Source organism: Salinicola endophyticus (genome assembly GCF_040536835.1).
Taxonomy (GTDB): domain Bacteria; phylum Pseudomonadota; class Gammaproteobacteria; order Pseudomonadales; family Halomonadaceae; genus Salinicola; species Salinicola endophyticus_A.
Window position 1 is genome coordinate 1,864,517 of the sequence record NZ_CP159578.1, and the last position, 19,757, is coordinate 1,884,273.

Consider the following 19,757-nt stretch of genomic DNA (forward strand, 5'->3'; position numbering starts at 1 on the left):
TTTCGCCTCAAAAGCCGCTTTCACGCACACCGAGCGCCGCGATCCGCCGCCAGGCCGCGCCCAGCAGCGATTGGCTTTCACCCTCGAGCAGCACCACGCCGCGCAGGGGATGATCGGGATGGATGTCGTCATCGAGTAGCGACAGGCGTACGCCATACTGCGCCTGTACGGGCTCGGCGCGCTGCTGGGCGTCGCGGCGCACGGCGATAGGGCCGCCGTGGTCCGAGCTGAGCGCCTCCTGTTCCAGGTAAGCGGCGCCGGTGGCATCCACGTCGTCCAGGCGTACCGGGATGGCAGGGCGCATCGGGTCATCGGCGATGAAGCGGCCTTTGCTGCCGGCCTCGACCCGCCAGAGGTTCTCTTCTGCCAGGTAGCCACGCAGACGCAGCCCGGGGGCGACGATGCGCGCCAGCGGCTCGGCAGGATGCAGCCAGCGGCCCGGTCTCAGGTCGCGTTGCAGGTCACGCACCATGCCGGCCTGTGGCGCCCGCAGTTGCAGGCGCTCACGTTGCGCGGCGTGGCCACGGTATTCGGCCACGGCCTCGGCCAGGCGCTGTTCGAGAACGCCTGCATCGGCCGCCGTCTCGCTGCGCGCCGACAGACGACGTAGCTGCAGCTGCAGGATCTCTATCTCCCGGCGGACGATGGCTTGACGCGAGTCCAGGTCGGGGGAGTCCAGTTCCATGATCAGGTCGCCGGCCGCCACGCTCTGCCCATCTTGTACGTGCACCGCTTTCAGGCGCGCGGCCACCGGAGCGTGCAGGGCGTGGGTGCGGGAGGCTTCGAGCAGGGCCGGTATCTCCACCGAGCTGCGCCAGGGCACGACCAGCACCAGCAGTATTGCGCCCAGTCCCAGGCCGGTGAGCAGAGCCTTGCGTGGGTCGGCCTGCTCGCGGCGTTGCCACCATTCGCCCAGTTCACGCCAGATCGGCAGGCCGATGAACCAGAGCAGTTCCACCAGCATCAGGAAGATGCCCAGTAACTTGAAGAACAGGTGATAGACCGCCAGGGCGATGCCGAGGAACAGGATCGCGCGCCAGACCCACGCGCCATAGCCCCAGATCAGCAGGCGTTTGCGCATGGCCGGCGACCAGGGTTCGGGCGCCGGTTCGTCATAACCGAACAGCGCTTCACGCAGGCGCCAGCGACACAGGGCGAAGGCGCGCTGCTGCAGGTTGTCCACGCCCCACAGGTCGCTGATCAGGAAATAGCCATCGAAGCGCATGAAGGGGTTGAGGTTGATCACCAGGGTAGTAATCCAGGTGGCGCTGGCCAGCATGAAGGCCGCGGTTCGCGCCGGGCCATCCGGCAGCAGCGACCAGGCCAGCAGCGCCAGCACCGCCAGCAGCAGCTCGGCGAGCACGCCGCCGGCGCCGATCAGCAGCCTGGAGCGGCGCTCTCGCACCCGCCAGGCGTCGCTGACATCGGTGTAGAACATCGGCAGCAGCACCATGAACGCCAGGCCCATGCTCTGCACCCGGCAGCCGGCACGTTTGGCCATGAAGGCATGGCCGAACTCGTGACACAGTTTGGCGAAGGTCAGCGCCACGCCGAAGGCCAACGCGCCGCCCAGGCTGAACAGATGGGGGAAGGTGGTGAGAAAACGCTGCCAGTCGCGGATCACCAGGAATAGACCGAGCACCAAGACCAGCGGCAGCCCCCAGCGCAGCAGCCAGGCGCCGTGACGCTCCAGCACCGGCCAGGCGCGATTGAGAAAGGGGTCCGGGCGCCACAGCGGGATGCGGAAGAACAGGTATTGATGCAGCACTCGCTTCCATGGGCTCTGGCGCCGGGCGGCGGCTTTCATGGCGTAGCTGGCGCGCTGTCTGTCGTCCAGGGCGGTCACCAGATCGTGCTGGCTGAGAAAGCTCAGCATCTCTTCCAGTTCGGCCTGGCCCAGAGGCAGGCCCGGCTCGCCGTTGGCCGCCGCCAGCACGCGTTCGGGCTCGCCCAGCGTCCAGTGACGCAGCAGACGCACGGCAGCGGCGCCGAGCTTGAAGTAGCGCCCGCGCAGCGGGTCGGCCAGCGTCCACTGCGGCGCGCCATCGAGGCCCGGGGCGGCGGACGAGAGCTGCAGGTCGGGGCGCAGCGCGGGCAGCATCACAGGCCCAGGCTCTGGCGTGCGGCAGCCAAAGGCCGGCGCAGCAGGTAGTAGGCCAACGGCGCGCGGTCACCAAACAGCTTGGCGGTGCCGCGCAGGCCGATACGTGGCGATGCTGCGATGAAGGCGGCATCGAGGCGATAGGCCAACTGGCCGGCGGCGGTGCTTTGCGCCTCGTAGGCGGCGCGCTCCAGACGGGCGGTATGACGGTGCAGTGGATCGCTGTCGAGAAACAGGGCAACTTCGGCGCCGGGCTGCAGGGCGATGGCGTCACCCACCGGCAGCTCGATACGTAGTTCGGCCTGATTGGGATCGGCAATCTGCATCAGCCGCTCGCCGGTCTGCACCGGTTTGCCGGTCAGGCGCTCGGCATCGGCGAACACCGCGATGCCCGCACGCTCGGCGCGTACCTCGCTGCGCGCCAGCAACTGCCGGGCATAGTCTCGCTCGGCGCGCTTCTGCTCGACGCGCGCGGCGAGCAGATCCAGGCGAGCGCTGGACTCGGCATCGACGAAGGCCCGCTGGCTGCTGGCCTTGAGTTCGGCCTCGGCCACGTCCAGTGTGCGTTCGGCGACATCGGCCTGCGCCTTGAGGCTGGTGGCATCGAAGCGCACCAGGACGTCACCGGCGGCCACCTGCTGATTGGGTTTGACCAGGAATTCGGCGATCACGCCATCGAGCGGCGCCGACACCACGCGGCCCCCCAGCGGCACCACTTCGGCGGGGGCCAGGACCGACTGGCGTACCGGGATCAGCAGTAGCAGGCAGAGTGCCGCCACCACGGCTAGCAGCTTCTTGCGCGGCCAGCGCAGGCGCCATGGCCTGCGCGGCTGCAGGGCCAGCCAGGCGTGGGCGTAGGCGTCGGCCAGCTGGGTCAGCAGGGCTTGCTCGGCGTCGTTGAAGGGCTGCTCGCGCGCCAGCCACAGGCCGCCGAAGGTTTCGCCGCTGCGATTCTTCAGCGCTAGCCAGTAGGCGTGGGGGGCGGACAGGCTGTGCATGTCCAGGCGCGTCTGCTCGTCCAGCTGCGCGGGGTCGACGTTGTGGCTCTCGTCCAGCCGGTTCTGCTTGCGCAGGGCCCCGGCCGCGCGCTCGACGAAGGCGACGAAGGGGGCGTGTGGTTCCACCACGCTGACACCTGTCAGCGCCCGCACCTTGCCGGCGATCAGCAGCGCGGCGTGACGAAAGCCGAACAGCGCCTGGCCGTCATTGACCATGGCAAAGGCCAGCTGTTCGGTAGAGGTCGCCTTGCGCGCCTGCTGTTCAAGGCCCAGAAACCGTGCGAAGAGAGTCTCGGGCTTGGCAGAGGTGGCGCTCACGGCACCGCCTGAAAGCGCGCCGTGCCGCTCATGCCGGCCAGCAGGCCCTTGACATCCTCGGGCAGGCTGCCGATCAGCAGGAGGGTCTGGCTGCCTTCATCGATACGCGCGCCCAGGCGTTTGACACTTGCCTTCAGCGGTTTGCCGGTCTCGTCGGGGATGAAGTCGAAGGTCTGCCCCGGCTGCAGACGGCTGAGCCAACTGGAGGGCACCAGCAGGTAGATTTCCAGGGTGGTGTTATCCACCACCTCCAGCAGCGGCGTGCCGCTGGCGACGCTCTCGTGGGGCTGGGCGCGGCGCAGCACCACGTTGCCGGAGAAGGGCGCAGTGACGCGGCAGCGCTTGACCTGCACCTGATACACCTGGGTTTCGGCCTGGGCTTGGGCCTGCCGGGCCTCGGCCAGCGCCACCTCGAAGCGGCCGACCGAGTTGAGGGCGGCCAGTTGCTTGTTGTGACTCAGCTCTTCACGGGTGGCGCGCGCGGCGGCCTGCGCGGCATTGAGCTGGGCCTGATAGGCGCTGCAGTCGAAGCGCGCGAGCAGATCACCCTTGGCGAAACTCTGGCCATCGCTGTAGGGCATCTCGACGATACGCCCGGCCAGTTCGCTGCTGATCACCGCATGGTTATGGGCGCGCAACACGCCGCGTACCTGGCGCTCGCCGTCACTGCTGGATGGGGCGTCGATGGGGGCAAGCAGCGAATCCTCGGCCCAGAGTGCGGGGCTCAAGAAGAGCGCGGCAAGACCGAGAGTCATCCAGCGGGCAGAGCGAAGCAGCATGTCACACATCCTTGCCTGGTAGATGCGTAGTCTATGGCAGGGCAGAGGTGTGGCAAATTCATCTAAAGGCGACAAAAAAGGGGGTTATTCGTCGCGTTCTTGAGAGGGTAGAGCCTACTGTCTGGCGCGGCGCCAAGCGCCCGATCTCGGGCGCCCGGCGCAACTTCGAGGGCTAGCGCAACTTCGGGGGCTAGCGCGGAGATCGGACGGCTGGGGTGAATGCCTTGGGGCTCACTCCAGGTCCTCGTCGAGCTCCTCGGCGGCGTCCTCGTGGGACATGCGCAGGCCGTGCGGCGGCAGCGGCATGTTGTCCAGTGTCACCTTGCCCTCGGCGTCGAGCTTGATTCGGCCTTCGAGGAACCAGCGCACCGCGATCGGATAGATCAGGTGCTCGCGGGCGTGGACCTTGGCGATCAGGGCGTCGAGATCCTGCTCGGGCTCGACCTTGACCGCGGCCTGGATCACTACCGGCCCGCCATCGAGCTCTTCGGTGACGAAGTGCACGCTGACACCATGCTCGGCGACGCCGTCGTCCAGCGCGCGTTGATGGGTGTTGAGGCCCTGATACGCGGGCAGCAGAGACGGATGGATATTGAGCATCCGCCCGCGGTAGCGGTCGACGAACATGGGCGTGAGGATGCGCATGAAGCCGGCCAGCACCACCAGGTCGGGGTCATGGCGGTCGATCACCTTGATCAGCGCGGCATCGAAGGCCTCGCGGGAGTCGTACTCGCGATGCGGCAGCGCCACGGCATCGACGCCGGCATCCTTGGCTCGCTTGAGCCCGAACGCGTCGGCCTTGTTGGAGACCACCGCGACGATCTCGCCGCCCAGTTCGTCGTGGGCCTGGGCATCGAGCAGCGCCTGAAGATTGCTGCCGTTGCCGGAGATCAGCACGACCACGCGCGGCTTCTCGGCGGCCGCGGCCTCGAAGTCGTTCAGCGTATCCTGATGCGGAGAAGAGTGCTCTGCGCTCATGCCGGCAGGTTCTCCAGCTGCACGGCTTCGTCACCCTCGCCGCGGGTGACGATCTCACCCAGACGATGGACCTGCTCGCCGGCGTCCTGCAGGTGGGCGATGGCGGCGTCGGCCTGTGCCGCCGGTACCACTACCACCATGCCGATGCCGCAGTTGAGCACGCGGTACATCTCGCGCTCGGCCACGTTGCCCTGCTGCTGCAGCCAGTCGAACACCGCCGGGCGCTGCCAGGTGGTGACATCGACCCGCGCGGCGAGGTTCTCCGGCAGTACCCGCGGCACGTTCTCGAGCAGGCCGCCGCCGGTGATGTGCGAAAGCGCGTGCACGGCCACGTCGCTGTCGCGAATCAGCGAGAGCAGCGGCTTGACGTAGATGCGGGTCGGCGCCATCAGCAGGTCGGCGAGCGGCTGGCCGTCGAGGGTCTCGTCGAGCTGGCCGCCGCCGACTTCGAGAATCTTGCGGATCAGCGAGTAGCCGTTGGAGTGCGGCCCGGAGGAGGCCAGGCCCAGCAGCACGTCGCCGGCGGCGACCCGGCTGCCGTCCAGAATCTCGGACTTCTCCACCACGCCGACACAGAACCCGGCCAGATCGTAGTCGCTGCCCTCGTACATGCCCGGCATCTCGGCGGTTTCGCCCCCCACCAGGGCGCAGCCGGCCTGGCTGCAGCCCTCACCGATGCCGGTCACCACGTCGGCGGCGATATCGACATCGAGCTTGCCGGTGGCGTAGTAGTCGAGAAACAGCAGCGGCTCCGCCCCGGCGACCACCAGATCGTTGACGCACATGGCGACCAGATCGATGCCGATGGTGTCGTGCTTGCCCAGATCCATCGCCAGGCGCAGTTTGGTGCCGACTCCGTCGGTGCCGGAGACCAGCACCGGCTCGCGGTAGCCGCTGGGCAGTTGGCACAGCGCGCCGAAGCCGCCCAGGCCGCCCATCACTTCCGGACGCGAGGTGCGCTTGGCCACGCCCTTGATCCGCTCGACCAGCGCGTTGCCGGCATCGATGTCGACACCCGCGTCCCGGTAGGTCAGGGAGGGGGAGCTGGACGAACGGGGCGCGTTCGAAGAATCGGGAGAGGAGCGCGTCATAGTGGACCTTTCTCGCGGAGCCGGGGAGACGCTGCGGGTGACCCAGCGTCCCGCCAATGAATGGGGGTGATGTTCAGCGGGGCGCATTGTAGCATTGCCTACATCCTAGCGGGCAGTCAGGGAACGGCGAGAGCGCGATGAGTAAACTACAGATAGGCGGGTTGATCGGTGCCGCGCTGGGGCTCTGGCTGCTGGTGCTGCTCGAGCCGATCTTGATGCCGTTCTTCGTCAGCCTGATCCTGGCCTATCTGGGGGATCCGGTGACCGACTGGCTGGAGGCGCGTGGGTTATCGCGGCGACTCTCGGTGAGCCTGGTGTTTCTGCTGCTGGCGCTGGTGATGGTCGGCGGGCTGTTGGTGCTGCTGCCGATGCTGGGGCGCCAGCTGGGGCAACTGATCGCGGCGCTGCCGGAGGTGCTCAACTGGGTTCAGACGACGGTGTTGCCGGAGGTGCGCGAACTCACCGGAATCGACTTCAGCGCCGACTTCGATCAGTTGCGCAACGCCCTGATGAGCAACTGGCGCGAGACCGGCACCTACGCCGCGGCCTTTCTCGCCCAGGCCTCGCGCTCGGGGCTGGCGCTGGCGATCTGGCTCGGCAATCTGGCGCTGATTCCGGTGGTCACCTTCTATCTGCTGCTCGACTGGGATCGGCTCAAGGGCTATGTGCGCGAGCTGCTGCCGCGGCATGTCGAACCTCGGATCACGGCGCTGGCGGTGGAGTGCGACGAAGTGCTTTCCGCCTTCCTGCGCGGCCAGCTGCTGGTGATGCTGAGCCTGGGCGTGATCTACGCCGTCGGCCTGAGCGTGGTGGGGCTCAAGTTCGGACTGCTGATCGGCCTGATGGCGGGGTTGGCGAGCATCGTGCCCTATCTCGGGGTCATTGTCGGCGTGCTCACCGCCGGCGTGGTGGCGTTCTTCCAGTTCGGTGAGTGGCTGCCGCTGGTGGGGGTGCTGGTGGTGTTCGGCATCGGCCAGGTGGCCGAGAGCACGCTGCTGCAGCCGCTGCTGCTGGGTGACAAGATCGGTCTGCACCCGGTGGCGGTGATCTTTGCCGTACTCGCCGGCGGGCAGCTGTTCGGCTTCACCGGTATCCTGCTGGCGCTGCCGGTGGCCGCGGTGATCATGGTCCTGCTGCGCTACGCCTATCACCGTTATCGCCATAGTCGCCTCTACGATCGAGCGCGCGCCGAGACGCTGACAGCGGGCTGGGACGGGGAGAGCGACAGCTGATGCGCCCGGGTCCATCACAGTTGCCGCTGGGGGTGGGGCTGCGCGATGACGCTACCTTCGCCAACTACTTCCCCGGGGACAACGCCCCGCTGGTGGCACATCTGGCCTCGCAGTTGGAGAGCGCCGGCGAGCCCTTCCTCTATCTGTGGGGCGGCAGCGGCGTGGGCTGTAGCCATCTGCTGCAGGCGGCCTGCCATGCTGCCGATGCCCGCGGCCAGCGCGCGCTCTACCTGCCGCTGGACGCTCTGGGACACTTCCCGCCGGATATTCTCGAAGAGCCCGAGCGGCTCGATCTGCTGGCGATAGACGACCTGCAGCTGGTGGTCGGACGCAAGCGCTGGGAGGAGGCGCTGTTCCATGGCTTCAACCGCCTGCGCGACGCCGGCAAGCGGCTGGTGATCGCCGCCGACCGCTCGCCGCGCCAGCTCGATATCAAGCTGCCGGACCTGGCCTCGCGCATGACCTGGGGCATGGTCTTTCATGTCCAGCCGCTGGATGACGCCCAGCGGCTGGGGGCGCTGCAACTGCGCGCGCGGGTGCGCGGCATGCAGCTGCCCGACGAGGTCGCGCGTTATATCCTGCATCGCGGCCCGCGCCAGCTCGATCAGCTCTCCGAGGTTCTGGCGCGGCTGGATCGCGCCTCGCTCTCCGCCAAACGCAAGCTCACCATCCCCTTCGTCAAGCAAGCGCTGGAGTGGTAGCGACTGGCTGCTTGTTAGACATACGTCCGCGCTGATGGCCTGCCACTCACCGAGGCGGTCTGCGGGACGCTCTCCCGACAGCCCGGCTCGCGGGGTGTCGCCGCACATAATGCTTCGCTTCACTACCAAAGTTGACTCAAGTTAAACAAATCACTACCGATATCGGTCTTGGTGAGCGCGTCATTCTGCCGGGCTGGATCGTGTTGGCGTGTGGTTAGCGGCGAGGTATCGGATTCTGGCCGGGAGGATTGCGCGTCGCTGGATCTCACTCGATAACGCCAACAACCGAGAGCGTACGCATGAAGGCACCCTCCGTTTTGCGCGCCAGACGCGCGCTCAGCCTGCAGACCAAGATCGTGGCGCTGACGCTGATACCGCTGTTTGTGATCATCGTGGCGCTGGTGAGCGTCAATATCGTTTCCAACCTCAATGAGAGTCGTCGAGAGCTGGCCGAGCAGCGGCGATTGTTGATCGACAGTCAGGTCAAGGCGGTCAAAGGCATCGTCGATCTGGCCAAATCCGCCATCACGCCGCTGGTCGAGAACGCCGGCAGCGACCCTCAGGCCGCCCAGGCCAAGGCGCGCGATCTGCTGCGCGGGCTCTCCTTCGATGGCACCAACTACATTTTTGCCTACACCTTCGATGGCACCAATCTGGTGTTTGCCCCCGACACCAAGAAAGAGGGGACCAATATGCTCGGGGTGACGGACGCAGATGGTAACCATGTCATCGCCGACCTGATCCGGGTCGCTCAGCAGGGCGGGGGCCGCTACAGCTATCTGTGGCCCAATCCCGGCACCGGTAAGGTCGAGCGCAAGTACTCCTACGCCGAGAGCATCGACGGCTGGAACTGGATGATCGGTGCCGGCATCTACGCCACCTCCATCGATCAGGCGATGGCGGCGGCAGAGGCCAAGGCGGCGAGCAATCGCCACGCCATGCTGTGGCGCTCGCTGCTGCTGGGTGGCGGGGGCATGCTGCTGGCGGCGCTGGTCGCCAGCGTGCTGGTGCGGCGGCTGCTCGGCCCGATCCGGCGCACCGCGGAGGCGATGGGGGATATCGCCAGTGGCCAGGGCGATCTGACCCGCCGTTTGGCCGTCGACAGCCGCGACGAGGTGGGCCAACTTGCGACCCAGTTCAACGCTTTCGTCGGGCGCATGCAGGAAACACTGCGTGACGTGCGTTCGAGTACCCGTAGCGTTCACGCGACGTCGTCCCAGATCGCCGATGCCAGCGGCGAGCTGGCATCGCGCACCGAGCAGTCGGCGGCCAGCCTGCAGCAGACCTCCGCGTCGATGGAGGAGATCACCACCACGGTGGCACATGCCACCGACTCGGCCACCCAGGCGAGTCAGCTGGTGCAGTCGACCAGCGATGTGGCCCAGGAGGGCGAAAAAGCGATGGCCCAGGTCGAGGCGCGGATGACCGAAATCACCCAGTCGGCGGCGCAGATCGAAGAGATCATCGGTCTGATCGATTCCATCGCCTTCCAGACCAATATTCTGGCGCTGAATGCCTCCGTGGAGGCCGCTCGCGCTGGCGAGCACGGGCGCGGCTTCGCGGTGGTGGCCAGCGAGGTACGCTCACTGGCGGGGCGCTCGGCGGAGGCGTCGAAGAGTATTCGTGAGTTGATCACGCAGTCCGCCGAGCATACCCGCAGCGGCAGCGAGCTGGTCAACCGGGCCGGGACCACCATGCGCGAGATCGTCGACAGCGTGAATCGCGTCGCGGACGTGATCGGTGAGATCAGTGCCGGCGCCAAGGAGCAGAACAGTGGCATCGGCCAGATCAATACGGCGGTGGCGGAGATGGATGCGATGACGCAGCAGAACGCCGCGATGGTGCAGCAGTCGGCGACTGCGGCGGCCGATCTGCAGCAGGAAGCCGAGCGCCTGCGCGGTCTGGTCGATACCTTCGTGCTCGGCGAAGACGCCGACACGGGCAAGACCTCGGCGCCCGATCCCAGGCCGAAACCCGCTAGCGCGCAGCCGGCAGCGCTAACGGCCAAGCGCACTCCCCAAGACGAAGAGGCGTGGCAGACATTCTGATCCGGGGGTAGATCTTAGGTTCTGTACGAAAAGTCAGCGAGCGAAGGCAAGACAAGGCAAAAATCGGCGAAAACGCGGAGTTTACGGGGTGTAAATGAGCATTTTGAGCCGATTTTTAACGCCGTATTGCCGAGCGCAGGTAGTTTTCGCACAAAACCTAGCTCAAGGGGCGGCCAGTGGCCGCCCCTTTCGTGTGCCTGCCGGGGCTGTGAATCTGGTCTGACTCTCGGCGCCGAGTCAGGCCGGCATGTCGACCCGCGATCGATCGCTACGGCGCTGGCGGCATGACTGCCGAGTCGAGAGTTTCACCAGCCGAGCTGGTCACGCATCCGGTAGTACCAGGCGCCGAGGGCGGTCAGCGGTACGCGGAAGAGGCGACCGCCGGGGAAGGGGGTGTGCGGCAGATCGGCGAAGGCGTCGAAGCGCTCGAGTTCGCCGCTCAGCGCCTCCGCCATCAGGCGCCCGGCCAGATGGGTACAGGTCACGCCGTGCCCGGAGTAGCCCTGAGCGTAATAGACGTTGTGGTTGATGCGGCCGAACTGCGGCAGGCGATTGAGCGTCAGCAGGAAATTGCCGCTCCAGGTGTAATCGACCTTCACCCCCTTGAGCTGGGGAAAGGTCTTCTCCAGATTGGGCCGAATGACCGCTTCGATGCTCGCCGGATCGTGGCCCCCGTAGGTCACGCCACCTCCGTAGATGAGCCGGTTGTCGGCCGAGAGGCGGTAGTAGTCGAGCAGATAGTTGCAGTCCTCGACGCAGGCATCGTTGGGCAGTAGCTCGCGGGCGGTGTCGGCATCCAGCGGCGCGGTGGCCAGCACTTGGGTGCCGCAGGGCATGCTCTTGCCCTCGAGCTCCGGCAGTAGACCATTGAGATAGGCGTTACCGGCGACGATCACGCGTTCGGCGCGAACCTGCCCCTGGGCGGTGCGGATCACCACCGGATCGCCGTGGCGGATCTCGATCACCGGCGAATGCTCGTATATCACACCGCTTAGCGATTCGAACGCCGCCGCCTCGCCAAGTACCAGGTTGAGCGGGTGCAGGTGCCCCCCGGAGTGGTCGAAGAGCGCGCCCACGTAGCGCTCGGAGCCGATCTCGCGACGGTAGCCCTGAGCATCGAGCAGTTCGAGCTGGCGGTGCCCGTAGCGCTCCCACAGCGCCTTGTGCTCGACCAGCCCCTGCATCTGCTTGTCGCTGCAGGCGGCGAACAGGTTGCCCTCCTTGAGATCGCAGCGAATAGCGTAGTCGGCGATACGCGAGCGGATGATCTTGTTGCCCTCGAACGCCATGCTGCCCAGCGCCTGGGCAGTGGTCTGGCCGTACTTGGCCTCGATCACGTCCATGTCACGGCTGTAGCTGTTGACGATCTGCCCGCCGTTGCGCCCCGAAGCGCCGAAGCCGATGCGCGTCGCCTCCAGTACTACCACGCGCAGTCCGCGCTCGGCCAGGTGCAGCGCCGAGGAGATACCGGTGAAGCCGCCGCCGATCACGCACACATCGGCGTCGACCTCGCCGCGCAGCGGCGGACGTTCCGGTGCCGGGTTGGCCGAGGCGGCGTAGTAGGAGTCGACGTGACGCTCGGGGAAGGTCGCAGCAGAGGCTTGAGGCACGATGGCGGGCTCGCGTGTTGAATTTATTCGACGGATGCCAAGAGGGTAGCCGGTCCCGTCACGCGGCTCAACCGGCACCTGGCGCAAACACGACCGCGCCGGCATAAGCTGCCGGCGCGGTGAGAGAACGCGGAATAGGCGGGAGCGTCAGGCGCCGCCGGCACTCTGCCACTGGGGCTCGCCGTTGCGCATGGAAACCCGGTCGCCTTCGGGCTTCTTGTCGAGCTTGGCCTCGTGTACTTCGCCGTCGTAGCGGTAGCGCACGTCGTAGCCGACGGTCTCCTGCTTGGTGTCCTTGACCGTGTTGCAGCGCTGCTCTGTGGTGGTGTAGGTGTCACCCTGCTGCATCTGGCCCTGGACCTGATTGCCGGCGATGCCGCCGCCGACCGCACCGGCAGCCGTCATGATTTTCTTGCCACTGCCGCCGCCGAACTGGTTACCCACCACGCCGCCGACAATGGCGCCGATGGCGGTGCCGGCGATGCGGTGCTCGTCCTGCGCCGGGCGGCGGTGGGTGACGGTCACGTTATGACACTCCTGACGCGGCGTCTCGGAGGTCTGGGTGATAGGGTCGACGCTGATGATGTCGGCGTACTGCGGCTGGCTGTCGCCGGACTGGTAGGCGCCGATGGCAACACCGCCGGCGACGCCGAGGGCAGCGATGACGCCGCCAATGATGATCGATTTCTGCATGGCCTTGCTCCTCTTGCGGACCGGCTCGTGTTCCGTCGAGCCAGAGACGGAGACCCCGCGGTTCGCTCTGATCCCTTCGACTGCTGGTGAGCACTGCTAGTAAGTACTGGTGGCCATCGCCGATGGTATCTGCGCTAGCAAGTTACCGGTCGTTGCTCGCGGGCGACTGGGAGAGCGATGCGCCACGGGTGACGTCCCTGTCGTGATGGCGGCGAACCGCCTTCCGTCGGTGGCAGCGGCGTGGAAGACGCCGCCACTCGATGGACTCAGTTTAGTTCAGGCGGCGGCGAAGAGAAGGGCGCAACGAATTGTTGAACGCTGTTTTCATATTGACAACGAGGCGTCTGCAAGAGGCGACACTGCCGCTGAAAGCCCCGTGACGCGGGGCTTTCGCTGGCGTGTCTCAGCGGTTGCGGGCCTCGTTGGCCAGCTGCTGGAGCAGTTGCAACTGGTCGCCTTCCAGCTGAGGTGCCGGCGTCAGCTTGGCGCGCTGGGCGTCGCTCAGCTGCGAGGCCTGGCGCAGATCGGCACTGAGCAGTGGCAGTGCTGCCTGGTTGGGGGTTCGGTAGTAGGCATAGGTCGCCGAGCGCGCGGCGTTCTCCGGGCGTAGCATGAAGCTGATGAATTCACGCGCCAGCTGTGGATGGGGTGCGCGCTTGGGGATCACCAGCGTATCCACGCCGAGCTGCGACCCCTCTTCGGGAATGAAGAACTCAAGCTTGCCGTAGGTCTCCGGCGCATCTGCCTTGCGATAGTCCAGGTCGCCACTGTAGGTGACCGCGGCGCGGGTCACGCCGCGGGCGATCTGGTCGATGGCCGCGGTGCTGTCGGCGAAGCCGCTGAAGTTGGGGCGATGCAGGGTCTGGCTCACCAGCTTGGCGGCGGCGATCCAGTCGTCGCGCTGGGTGCAGTCGAAGCCGTGGCCCTGATAGACGCAGGCCATGCCGAACAGGACCTGCGGGTCACCGCCGAGCAGGGCGAAGGGTTGGTCCGGATTGACCTTCGGGTCGAGCAGCAGCGACCAGGAGTGGGCGGGGTCGGGGAACACCGTGGTGTCGTAGACGATCCCGGTGACGCCCCACAGATAGGGCACGCTGTAGGCGTCCTGGGGGTCGTAGCTGGGGTGGCGGAAGGCCGGCATCAGGTTGTCACGCCCCTGGATGTCGTCGCCCAGCGGCTGGATCAGCCCGGCTGCCACCAGTCTGGGCACGTAGTAGTCGGTGGGCACCACCACATCGAACTGGGCGTCGCCGCCGGCGACCAGCTTGGAGAACATCTCGGCGTTGGAGGTGAAGTAGCTCTGAACCACCTCGACCCCGTACTGTTTTTCGAACTCCTCTATCACGCCGGGGTCGGCGTACTCGGTCCAGTTGAAGAGGTAGAGCTTGTCCGGCGTCTGGGCCTGGGCGGCGGCGCTCAGCGACAGGCAGAGCGCGCTCAGGCAGAGGGCGGCGGTCGTGCGCATGCGGTATCACCTCGTGTCGGGGCGGCCGCGCGATGCTGAAAGCCAGGCATCGCGCGGCCGCCGTTGGGGGTCAGACCCGCAGCAGCAGGTGCTCGCGCTCCCACGAGCTGATGACCCGGAAGTAGGCCGAGTGCTCGGCGCGCTTCACCGCCAGGTAGCTGCGGGTGAAGCGTTCGCCCAGCAGGTCCGCCAGCGGTGCGCACTCGCTCAGCGCATTGAGCGCCGGGCCGATGTCGTCGGGCAGGGTATGGCCCATCGACCACGCCGAACCGGTCAGCGGCGGGCGCGGCTCGATCTGCGAGAGCATGCCGAGATAGCCGCAGGCGAGCGACGCCGCCATCACCAGATAGGGGTTGGCGTCGGCGCCAGCGAGGCGATTCTCGACCCGCGTGCCGGGCGCCGGGCCCACCGGTACGCGCAGGCCCACGGTGCGGTTGTCGTAGCCCCACTCGGTGTTGATCGGCACCGAGCTGTTGCTGCCGCCGGGCATCAATCGGCGGTAGGAGTTGACGTTGGGGGCGAAGAACGGCATCGCCGAGGGCAGGTACTGCTGCAGCCCGCCGATGTAGTGATGGAACAGCTTGCTGGGGCCGCCATCGGCGCCGGCGAACAGATTGTCACCGCTGTCGCGGTCGAGCAGGCTCTGGTGCAGATGCATCGAGCTGCCCGGCTCGTTGGCCATCGGCTTGGCCATGAAGGTGGCGTACATGTTGTGGCGCAGCGCGGTCTCGCGCAGGGTGCGCTTGAAGATCACTACCTGGTCGGCGAGACGCAGCGGGTCGCCGTGGCGGAAGTTGACCTCCATCTGTCCGGCACCCTCTTCGTGGGTCAGGGTGTCGATATCCAGCTGCTGCGCTTCGCAGTAGTCGTACATCTGCTCGAACAGCGGGTCGAACTCGTTGACCGCGTCGATGGAGAACGACTGACGGCTGCTCTCCTGGCGTCCCGAGCGTCCGATCGGTGGCTCCAGCGGGTAGTCGGAGTCGGTGTTGGTCTTGACCAGGTAGAACTCCAGCTCCGGCGCCATGATCGGCTGCCAGCCGCGGGCCTCGTAGAGCGCGAGGATGTGCTTGAGCACGTGACGCGGCGAGAGTTCCACCGGCTCGCCGTTCATGTAGAGACAGTCGTGGATGATCTGCGCGGTGGGGTCGTCGGCCCAGGGCACCAGATAGGCGGAGTCGGGGTCCGGCACCAGCTGCATGTCGAGTTCGGCCGGGTTCCAGAAGCGGATATCGTCGTCGTCGGGATAGCCGCCGGTGACCGTCTGGATGAAGATCGAGTCGGGCAGTCGGGTATGCCCGCCGCGCAGATACTTGCCGGCGGGCATGATCTTGCCCTTGAGGATACCGGTGAGATCGGACACCAGGCACTCCACCTCGGTGATGCCGTGGTGGCTGAACCACTCTTCGAGCACGTGATGCGGTGTTTCGCTCATGACGCTGTCCTTGTGGCGCACGTGGCGCCGTCTGGGAGACCGCCGGCGCCCACTGGCGTCGGCGGGTAACGCTTGCTTACCGCGATTGCACTTCCTGCCACAGCTGCTGGAACAGCTGCAGATTCTGACCACCCAGGCTGGGCGAGAACTTCAGCCGCGCCAGGTCGGCCTCGTCGGGCAGCGCCGGCGGCTGGGTCAGGTCGGCGTCGAGATAGGGCTGCGCAGCCTTGTTGGGGCTGGCGTACTGGACGTAGTTGGAGAGCTCGGCGCCGATCTTGGGGTCGAGAATGAAGTTGATGAACTTGTGCGCCAGTTCCGGATGCGGCGCCTTGGCTGGGATCATCATGTTATCGACCCACATCTCGGTGCCTTCGTCGGGGATCATGAAGGCGATGTGCTTGAACGCTTCCGGATTCTCGCGCTTCTGCTGCAGGTAGTCACCGTTGTAGGAGATACCGGCACGTACCACGCCGCGCTGGATCTGCTGCAGTACCGGGGTGCCGTCGGTGAAGCCGCTGAAGGTGGCGCGGTGCTTGGTGTCGAGGATCAGCTTGGCTGCGGGCTTCCACGCCGTGGCCCCGGTGCAGTCGTAGCCCGAACCGAGATAGGCGCAGGCGGCGCCCATGTTGACCTGGCCGTCGCCCATCAGCGCGAAGGGCTGGTTGGCGTTGACCTTGGGGTCGAACAGCAGCGACCAGCTCTTGGGCGCATCGGGGAAGACATCGGTGTCATAGACGATCCCGCTGGTGCCCCACTGGTAGGGCACCGAATACTGCGCGCCCGGATCGTAGCTGGGGTCGGAGAACTGTGCCATCACGTTGGCCAGGTTGGGAATCTGCGACTTGTCGAGTTTCTGCACCAGGCCGCTGTCGATCAGTCGCGGCACGTAGTAGTTGGAGGGCACGATGATGTCGTACTGGGAGACGCCGCCGGCGTTGAGTTTGGCGGTCATCTCCGGCAGCGAGTTGTAGTAGCTCTGCACCACCTCGACCCCGTACTTCTTCTCGAAGGCCTCGATGACCTTGGGGTCCATGTACTCCGTCCAGTTGAACAGATAGAGCTTGTCAGCGTTCTGGGCGGAAGCCGACCCGGCCAGCAGCATGCCACCCAGGACCAGGGCGACTCGGGTTGTGATTGTTGTGCGCTTCATCGACGAATACCTCCCGGGGTGATGTCGATACCGGGCTCGACAGGGCCCGGCGGAAAAGGGTGATGCGGGTGCGCCGGCCACTTTGGCCGGCGCGCTGTCAGTGCTGCTTTTGCCGATTGAACAGCAGGCTCAGGATTGCGGCGATCAGCACCGCGCCGATCATCAGCGTGGCGATGGCGTTGATCTCCGGCGACACGCCGCGGCGGATCGCACCCCAGATGTAGATCGGCAGGGTGGCGTTCTCGGGGCCGGCGTTGAAAAAGCTGATCACGAAATCGTCCACCGACAGCGTGAACGAGAGGAAGAAGGCGGCGATCAGCGAGGGCTTCAGCGTTGGCAGCAGGAAGAACCGAGCGCGCTGGAACGGCGAGGCGTAGAGATCCTTGGCCGCCTCGAACAGCGTCGGGTCGAGGCCGACGAAGCGCGAGTAGACGATCAGCGCCACGAACGGAATCTGGAAGGTGACGTGGGCGATGATCATGGTCAGCAGGCTGGGGCCGAGAATGCCGAACTGGCGATCGATGCTGATGAAGAACGCCATCTCCGAGATCCCGAAGACGATGTCCGGCATCACGATCGGCAGGTAGATCAGCACGATCAGCCAGCCGAGCTTGCGCGCGCGATGGCGATACATGCCGTAGCCGATCAAGGTCCCGATGACGAGCGCCAGGAGGGAGGAGGCGATCCCCAGCACCAGGGTATTGCCGAGGGCATCGAGCAACTGATCGTTATGGATCAGCTTGTCGTACCAGCGCAGCGAGAAGCCGGCGAAATAGGCCGAGCTGTTGGCCGAGTTGAACGAGTAGAACACGATGACCGCCAGCGGCAGATAGAGAAAGGCCATCACGACCCACCAGAACAGGGTCATGCCGCGGTGAAAGGCGCCACGTCTCATATCACCACCTCCTCACCGCCGCTCAAGCGCTTGCCGATACGGCGCATGGCGAACAGCCCACCGAAGGTGGCGAGCAGCATGATCAGCGCCCCCGCCGCCCCCAGCGGCCAGTTGGAGCCACCGGCGAACTGGCTGGCGACCAGGTTGCCGAGCATCATCGCGCGACCGCCGCCGAGCAGCTCCGGCACCACGTACATGCCGAAGGCGGGGATCGACACCAGTACCGTGCCCGCCAGCAGCCCCGGCAGGGTCTGCGGGAAGACCGCCAGCCAGAACGCGCGCAGCGGCGAGGCGTAGAGATCCCGCGCCGCCTCGACCAGGGCGTAGTCGAGCTTCTCGAAGGCGGCGTAGAGCGGCAGCACCATGAACGGCAGGAAGTTGTAGATCAGCCCCAGGGTGACCGCGAAGTTGGACGGGTAGAGGCCCATGTTGGGGCCGATCAGGCCGAAGAACTGCGCCAGCTCGGCCAGCGGAGTGCCCGGGGAGAGCAGATTCATCCAGCCGAAGGCGCGGATGACCTGGTTGGTCCAGGAGGGTACCACCACTGCCAGCAGCATCAGCGCGCGCCACTTCTCGCGGCTGATCGAGATGCGGTAGGCGAGCGGATAGGCGACCAGGATCACCAGGCCGGTGGCGAGCAGGGTCTGCCACAGCGAGCGCAGCAGGGTGTAAAGATTGCCCGGGCTCCAGCCGAGGAAGCCGAAACCGGCGAGCTGGCTGAAGGCGTCCAGGGTCAGCGGCATCTGCGGCTGGCCGTAGGGGCCGTTGGTCATGAAGGCGACGCCGATCAGATAGAGGCTCGGCAGCACCAGAAAGACGACGATCCAGATCACGCCGGGGGCCACGCTCCACAGCAGGTGGCGCGTGTCCGGCGACAGCGAGCCGCTGTGGGCGGCCAGCGGATAGGGGGATTCGGGCTTGCTCATGCGCGTCTCCTCAGGCGTCGAGCCTGACGATGTCTTCGGGGCAGATGCTCACCGTCACCCGGTCGCCGACCGCATGCAGGCGCTGACCGAGGTTGCTGGCGGTGGCCAGCAGCACCACGCCGTCGACCTCGAGGCGGTACTCCACCCGGCTGCCGCGGTAGAGGCGCTCGCGCACCACGCCCTCGAGGGCGTTGTAACCCTCTGGCACCTCCGGCCCCAGCTCGATCACCTCCTGGCGGATCAGCAGCATGCCATGGCGCTCGTGCTCTGCCAGCGGCTGCTCCAGGCGCAGCTGGCCCAGTGAGGTGGTGACCCGGTCGCCGTTGACCGCGCCGATCTCGAACAGGTTGACGTGCCCCATGAAGCGCGCGACGAAGGCGTTGATCGGATGCTCGTAGACGGTCTGCGGTGGCCCCACCTGCTGGATCACGCCGCCGTCGAGGACGGCGATGCGGTCCGACATCACCATCGCTTCCTCCTGGTCGTGGGTGACGAAGACGAAGGTCATACCGAGGCGCTTCTGGGTACGCTGCAACTCGACCTGGAGCTGGTTGCGCAGACCGGCGTCGAGCGCCGACAGCGGCTCGTCGAGGAGCAGCACATCGGGCTCGCAGACCAGGGCGCGGGCCAGGGCGACGCGCTGGCGCTGGCCGCCGGAGAGCTGGTTGACGCGGCGCTCCATCAGCGTACCGAGCTTGATGAAATCGGCGATCTCCTGGACCCGGCGCTCGCGCTCGGCGACCGCCACGCCTTTCATGCGCAGGCCGAAGGCGATGTTGTCGTGCACCGACAGGTGCGGAAAGAGCGCGTAGGACTGGAACACGGTATTGACGCTGCGCAGATGCGGCGGTGTCGTGGTCACATCCTTGCCGCCAATGGTCAGCGAGCCCTCGTTGGGCGCTTCGAGCCCGGCAAGAATCCGCAGCAGTGTGGTTTTGCCGCAGCCGGAGGGGCCGAGCAGGGTGAAGAACTCGCCGGCGTGAATGTCGAGGTCGACACCGTCGAGGGCGACGGCGTCGCGCCCGAAGCGCTTGTGCAGGTTACGCAGGGCGATCGCCGAAGCGTCACGCACCCGCTGGGTGCCGACGGCGTCGGACTCGGCAGAAGGAGGCACAGTCATAGGTCACGAGATTCCCATACCCGGTGGTCGAGGCTGTCGACGCCGGCGAGATCCGACCTGCGCGAGGCGGTCGGCATGGCGGTGGCGTGACAGAACGAAGCGTAACCCAACGTTAGCCGCGATGCAGCGCAGATCTGTGCCGATCTCTCCACTGCGGGTGACGCTTGCCTGGGTGGGCCGGGTGGGTGAGACGGGGCGTTGTGATTGTCATGCCGTT

Annotated in this window: 16 protein-coding genes; 3 read left to right on the forward strand and 13 right to left on the reverse strand. The window is 66.5% G+C overall.

Features of this window, described 5'->3' with window-relative positions:
* Nucleotides 1–7 precede the first annotated feature (7 nt).
* The 5 genes from ABV408_RS08445 to purM all read right to left on the reverse strand — a co-directional run bounded on the left by ABV408_RS08445 (nucleotide 8) and on the right by purM (nucleotide 6,265).
* Entirely contained in the window at nucleotides 8–2,101 is a 2,094-nt protein-coding gene (locus ABV408_RS08445) for a biotin/lipoyl-binding protein (RefSeq protein ID WP_353981959.1), read from the reverse strand.
* Nucleotides 2,101–3,417, reverse strand: coding sequence for an HlyD family efflux transporter periplasmic adaptor subunit (locus ABV408_RS08450; protein WP_353981960.1), 1,317 nt, complete (start codon nucleotides 3,415–3,417; stop codon nucleotides 2,101–2,103). The genes ABV408_RS08445 and ABV408_RS08450 overlap by 1 nt, the downstream gene beginning before the upstream one ends.
* Nucleotides 3,414–4,196 carry an efflux RND transporter periplasmic adaptor subunit gene (locus tag ABV408_RS08455; protein WP_353981961.1) on the reverse strand — a complete coding sequence of 261 codons (783 nt, stop codon included), beginning with the start codon at nucleotides 4,194–4,196 and terminating at the stop codon, nucleotides 3,414–3,416. The genes ABV408_RS08450 and ABV408_RS08455 overlap by 4 nt, the downstream gene beginning before the upstream one ends.
* Before the next feature lie 231 nt (nucleotides 4,197–4,427).
* Nucleotides 4,428–5,174, reverse strand: coding sequence for a phosphoribosylglycinamide formyltransferase (purN, locus tag ABV408_RS08460; protein WP_353981962.1), 747 nt, complete (start codon nucleotides 5,172–5,174; stop codon nucleotides 4,428–4,430).
* Nucleotides 5,171–6,265 carry a phosphoribosylformylglycinamidine cyclo-ligase gene (purM, locus tag ABV408_RS08465; RefSeq protein ID WP_353981963.1) on the reverse strand — a complete coding sequence of 365 codons (1,095 nt, stop codon included), beginning with the start codon at nucleotides 6,263–6,265 and terminating at the stop codon, nucleotides 5,171–5,173. Before purM ends, purN begins: the two co-directional genes overlap by 4 nt.
* Nucleotides 6,266–6,402: 137 nt before the next feature.
* Here purM and ABV408_RS08470 point away from each other — a divergent pair, with 137 nt between their 5' ends.
* From ABV408_RS08470 to ABV408_RS08480, 3 genes are all read left to right on the forward strand, one after another.
* Nucleotides 6,403–7,497, forward strand: a complete 1,095-nt coding sequence (locus ABV408_RS08470) for an AI-2E family transporter (RefSeq protein WP_353981964.1) — start codon at nucleotides 6,403–6,405, stop codon at nucleotides 7,495–7,497.
* Entirely contained in the window at nucleotides 7,497–8,198 is a 702-nt protein-coding gene (hda, locus tag ABV408_RS08475; protein ID WP_353981965.1) for a DnaA regulatory inactivator Hda, read from the forward strand. Before ABV408_RS08470 ends, hda begins: the two co-directional genes overlap by 1 nt.
* Nucleotides 8,199–8,497: 299 nt before the next feature.
* Entirely contained in the window at nucleotides 8,498–10,246 is a 1,749-nt protein-coding gene (locus ABV408_RS08480; protein WP_353981966.1) for a methyl-accepting chemotaxis protein, read from the forward strand.
* 305 nt (nucleotides 10,247–10,551) lie between these two features.
* On the opposite strand, the gene ABV408_RS08485 is transcribed toward ABV408_RS08480, so the two are convergent.
* From ABV408_RS08485 to ABV408_RS08520, 8 genes are all read right to left on the reverse strand, one after another.
* A complete protein-coding gene (locus ABV408_RS08485; protein ID WP_405049941.1) occupies nucleotides 10,552–11,859 on the reverse strand; it encodes an NAD(P)/FAD-dependent oxidoreductase in 1,308 nt (435 codons plus the stop codon).
* A 144-nt stretch (nucleotides 11,860–12,003) separates the two neighbouring features.
* Nucleotides 12,004–12,549, reverse strand: a complete 546-nt coding sequence (locus ABV408_RS08490; protein WP_035474453.1) for a glycine zipper 2TM domain-containing protein — start codon at nucleotides 12,547–12,549, stop codon at nucleotides 12,004–12,006.
* A gap of 403 nt (nucleotides 12,550–12,952) precedes the next feature.
* Nucleotides 12,953–14,014, reverse strand: coding sequence for a spermidine/putrescine ABC transporter substrate-binding protein (locus ABV408_RS08495; RefSeq protein WP_353981968.1), 1,062 nt, complete (start codon nucleotides 14,012–14,014; stop codon nucleotides 12,953–12,955).
* 70 nt (nucleotides 14,015–14,084) lie between these two features.
* Nucleotides 14,085–15,449, reverse strand: coding sequence for a glutamine synthetase family protein (locus ABV408_RS08500; protein ID WP_353981969.1), 1,365 nt, complete (start codon nucleotides 15,447–15,449; stop codon nucleotides 14,085–14,087).
* Nucleotides 15,450–15,525: 76 nt separating this feature from the next.
* Entirely contained in the window at nucleotides 15,526–16,599 is a 1,074-nt protein-coding gene (locus tag ABV408_RS08505; protein ID WP_353981970.1) for a spermidine/putrescine ABC transporter substrate-binding protein, read from the reverse strand.
* A gap of 97 nt (nucleotides 16,600–16,696) precedes the next feature.
* Nucleotides 16,697–17,494 carry an ABC transporter permease gene (locus ABV408_RS08510; RefSeq protein ID WP_353981971.1) on the reverse strand — a complete coding sequence of 266 codons (798 nt, stop codon included), beginning with the start codon at nucleotides 17,492–17,494 and terminating at the stop codon, nucleotides 16,697–16,699.
* A complete protein-coding gene (locus ABV408_RS08515) occupies nucleotides 17,491–18,420 on the reverse strand; it encodes an ABC transporter permease (protein WP_051896082.1) in 930 nt (309 codons plus the stop codon). The genes ABV408_RS08510 and ABV408_RS08515 overlap by 4 nt, the downstream gene beginning before the upstream one ends.
* Nucleotides 18,421–18,430: 10 nt before the next feature.
* On the reverse strand, nucleotides 18,431–19,540 hold the full coding sequence (locus tag ABV408_RS08520) for an ABC transporter ATP-binding protein (protein WP_353981972.1): 1,110 nt from the start codon (nucleotides 19,538–19,540) through the stop codon (nucleotides 18,431–18,433).
* Nucleotides 19,541–19,757: the final 217 nt, after the last annotated feature.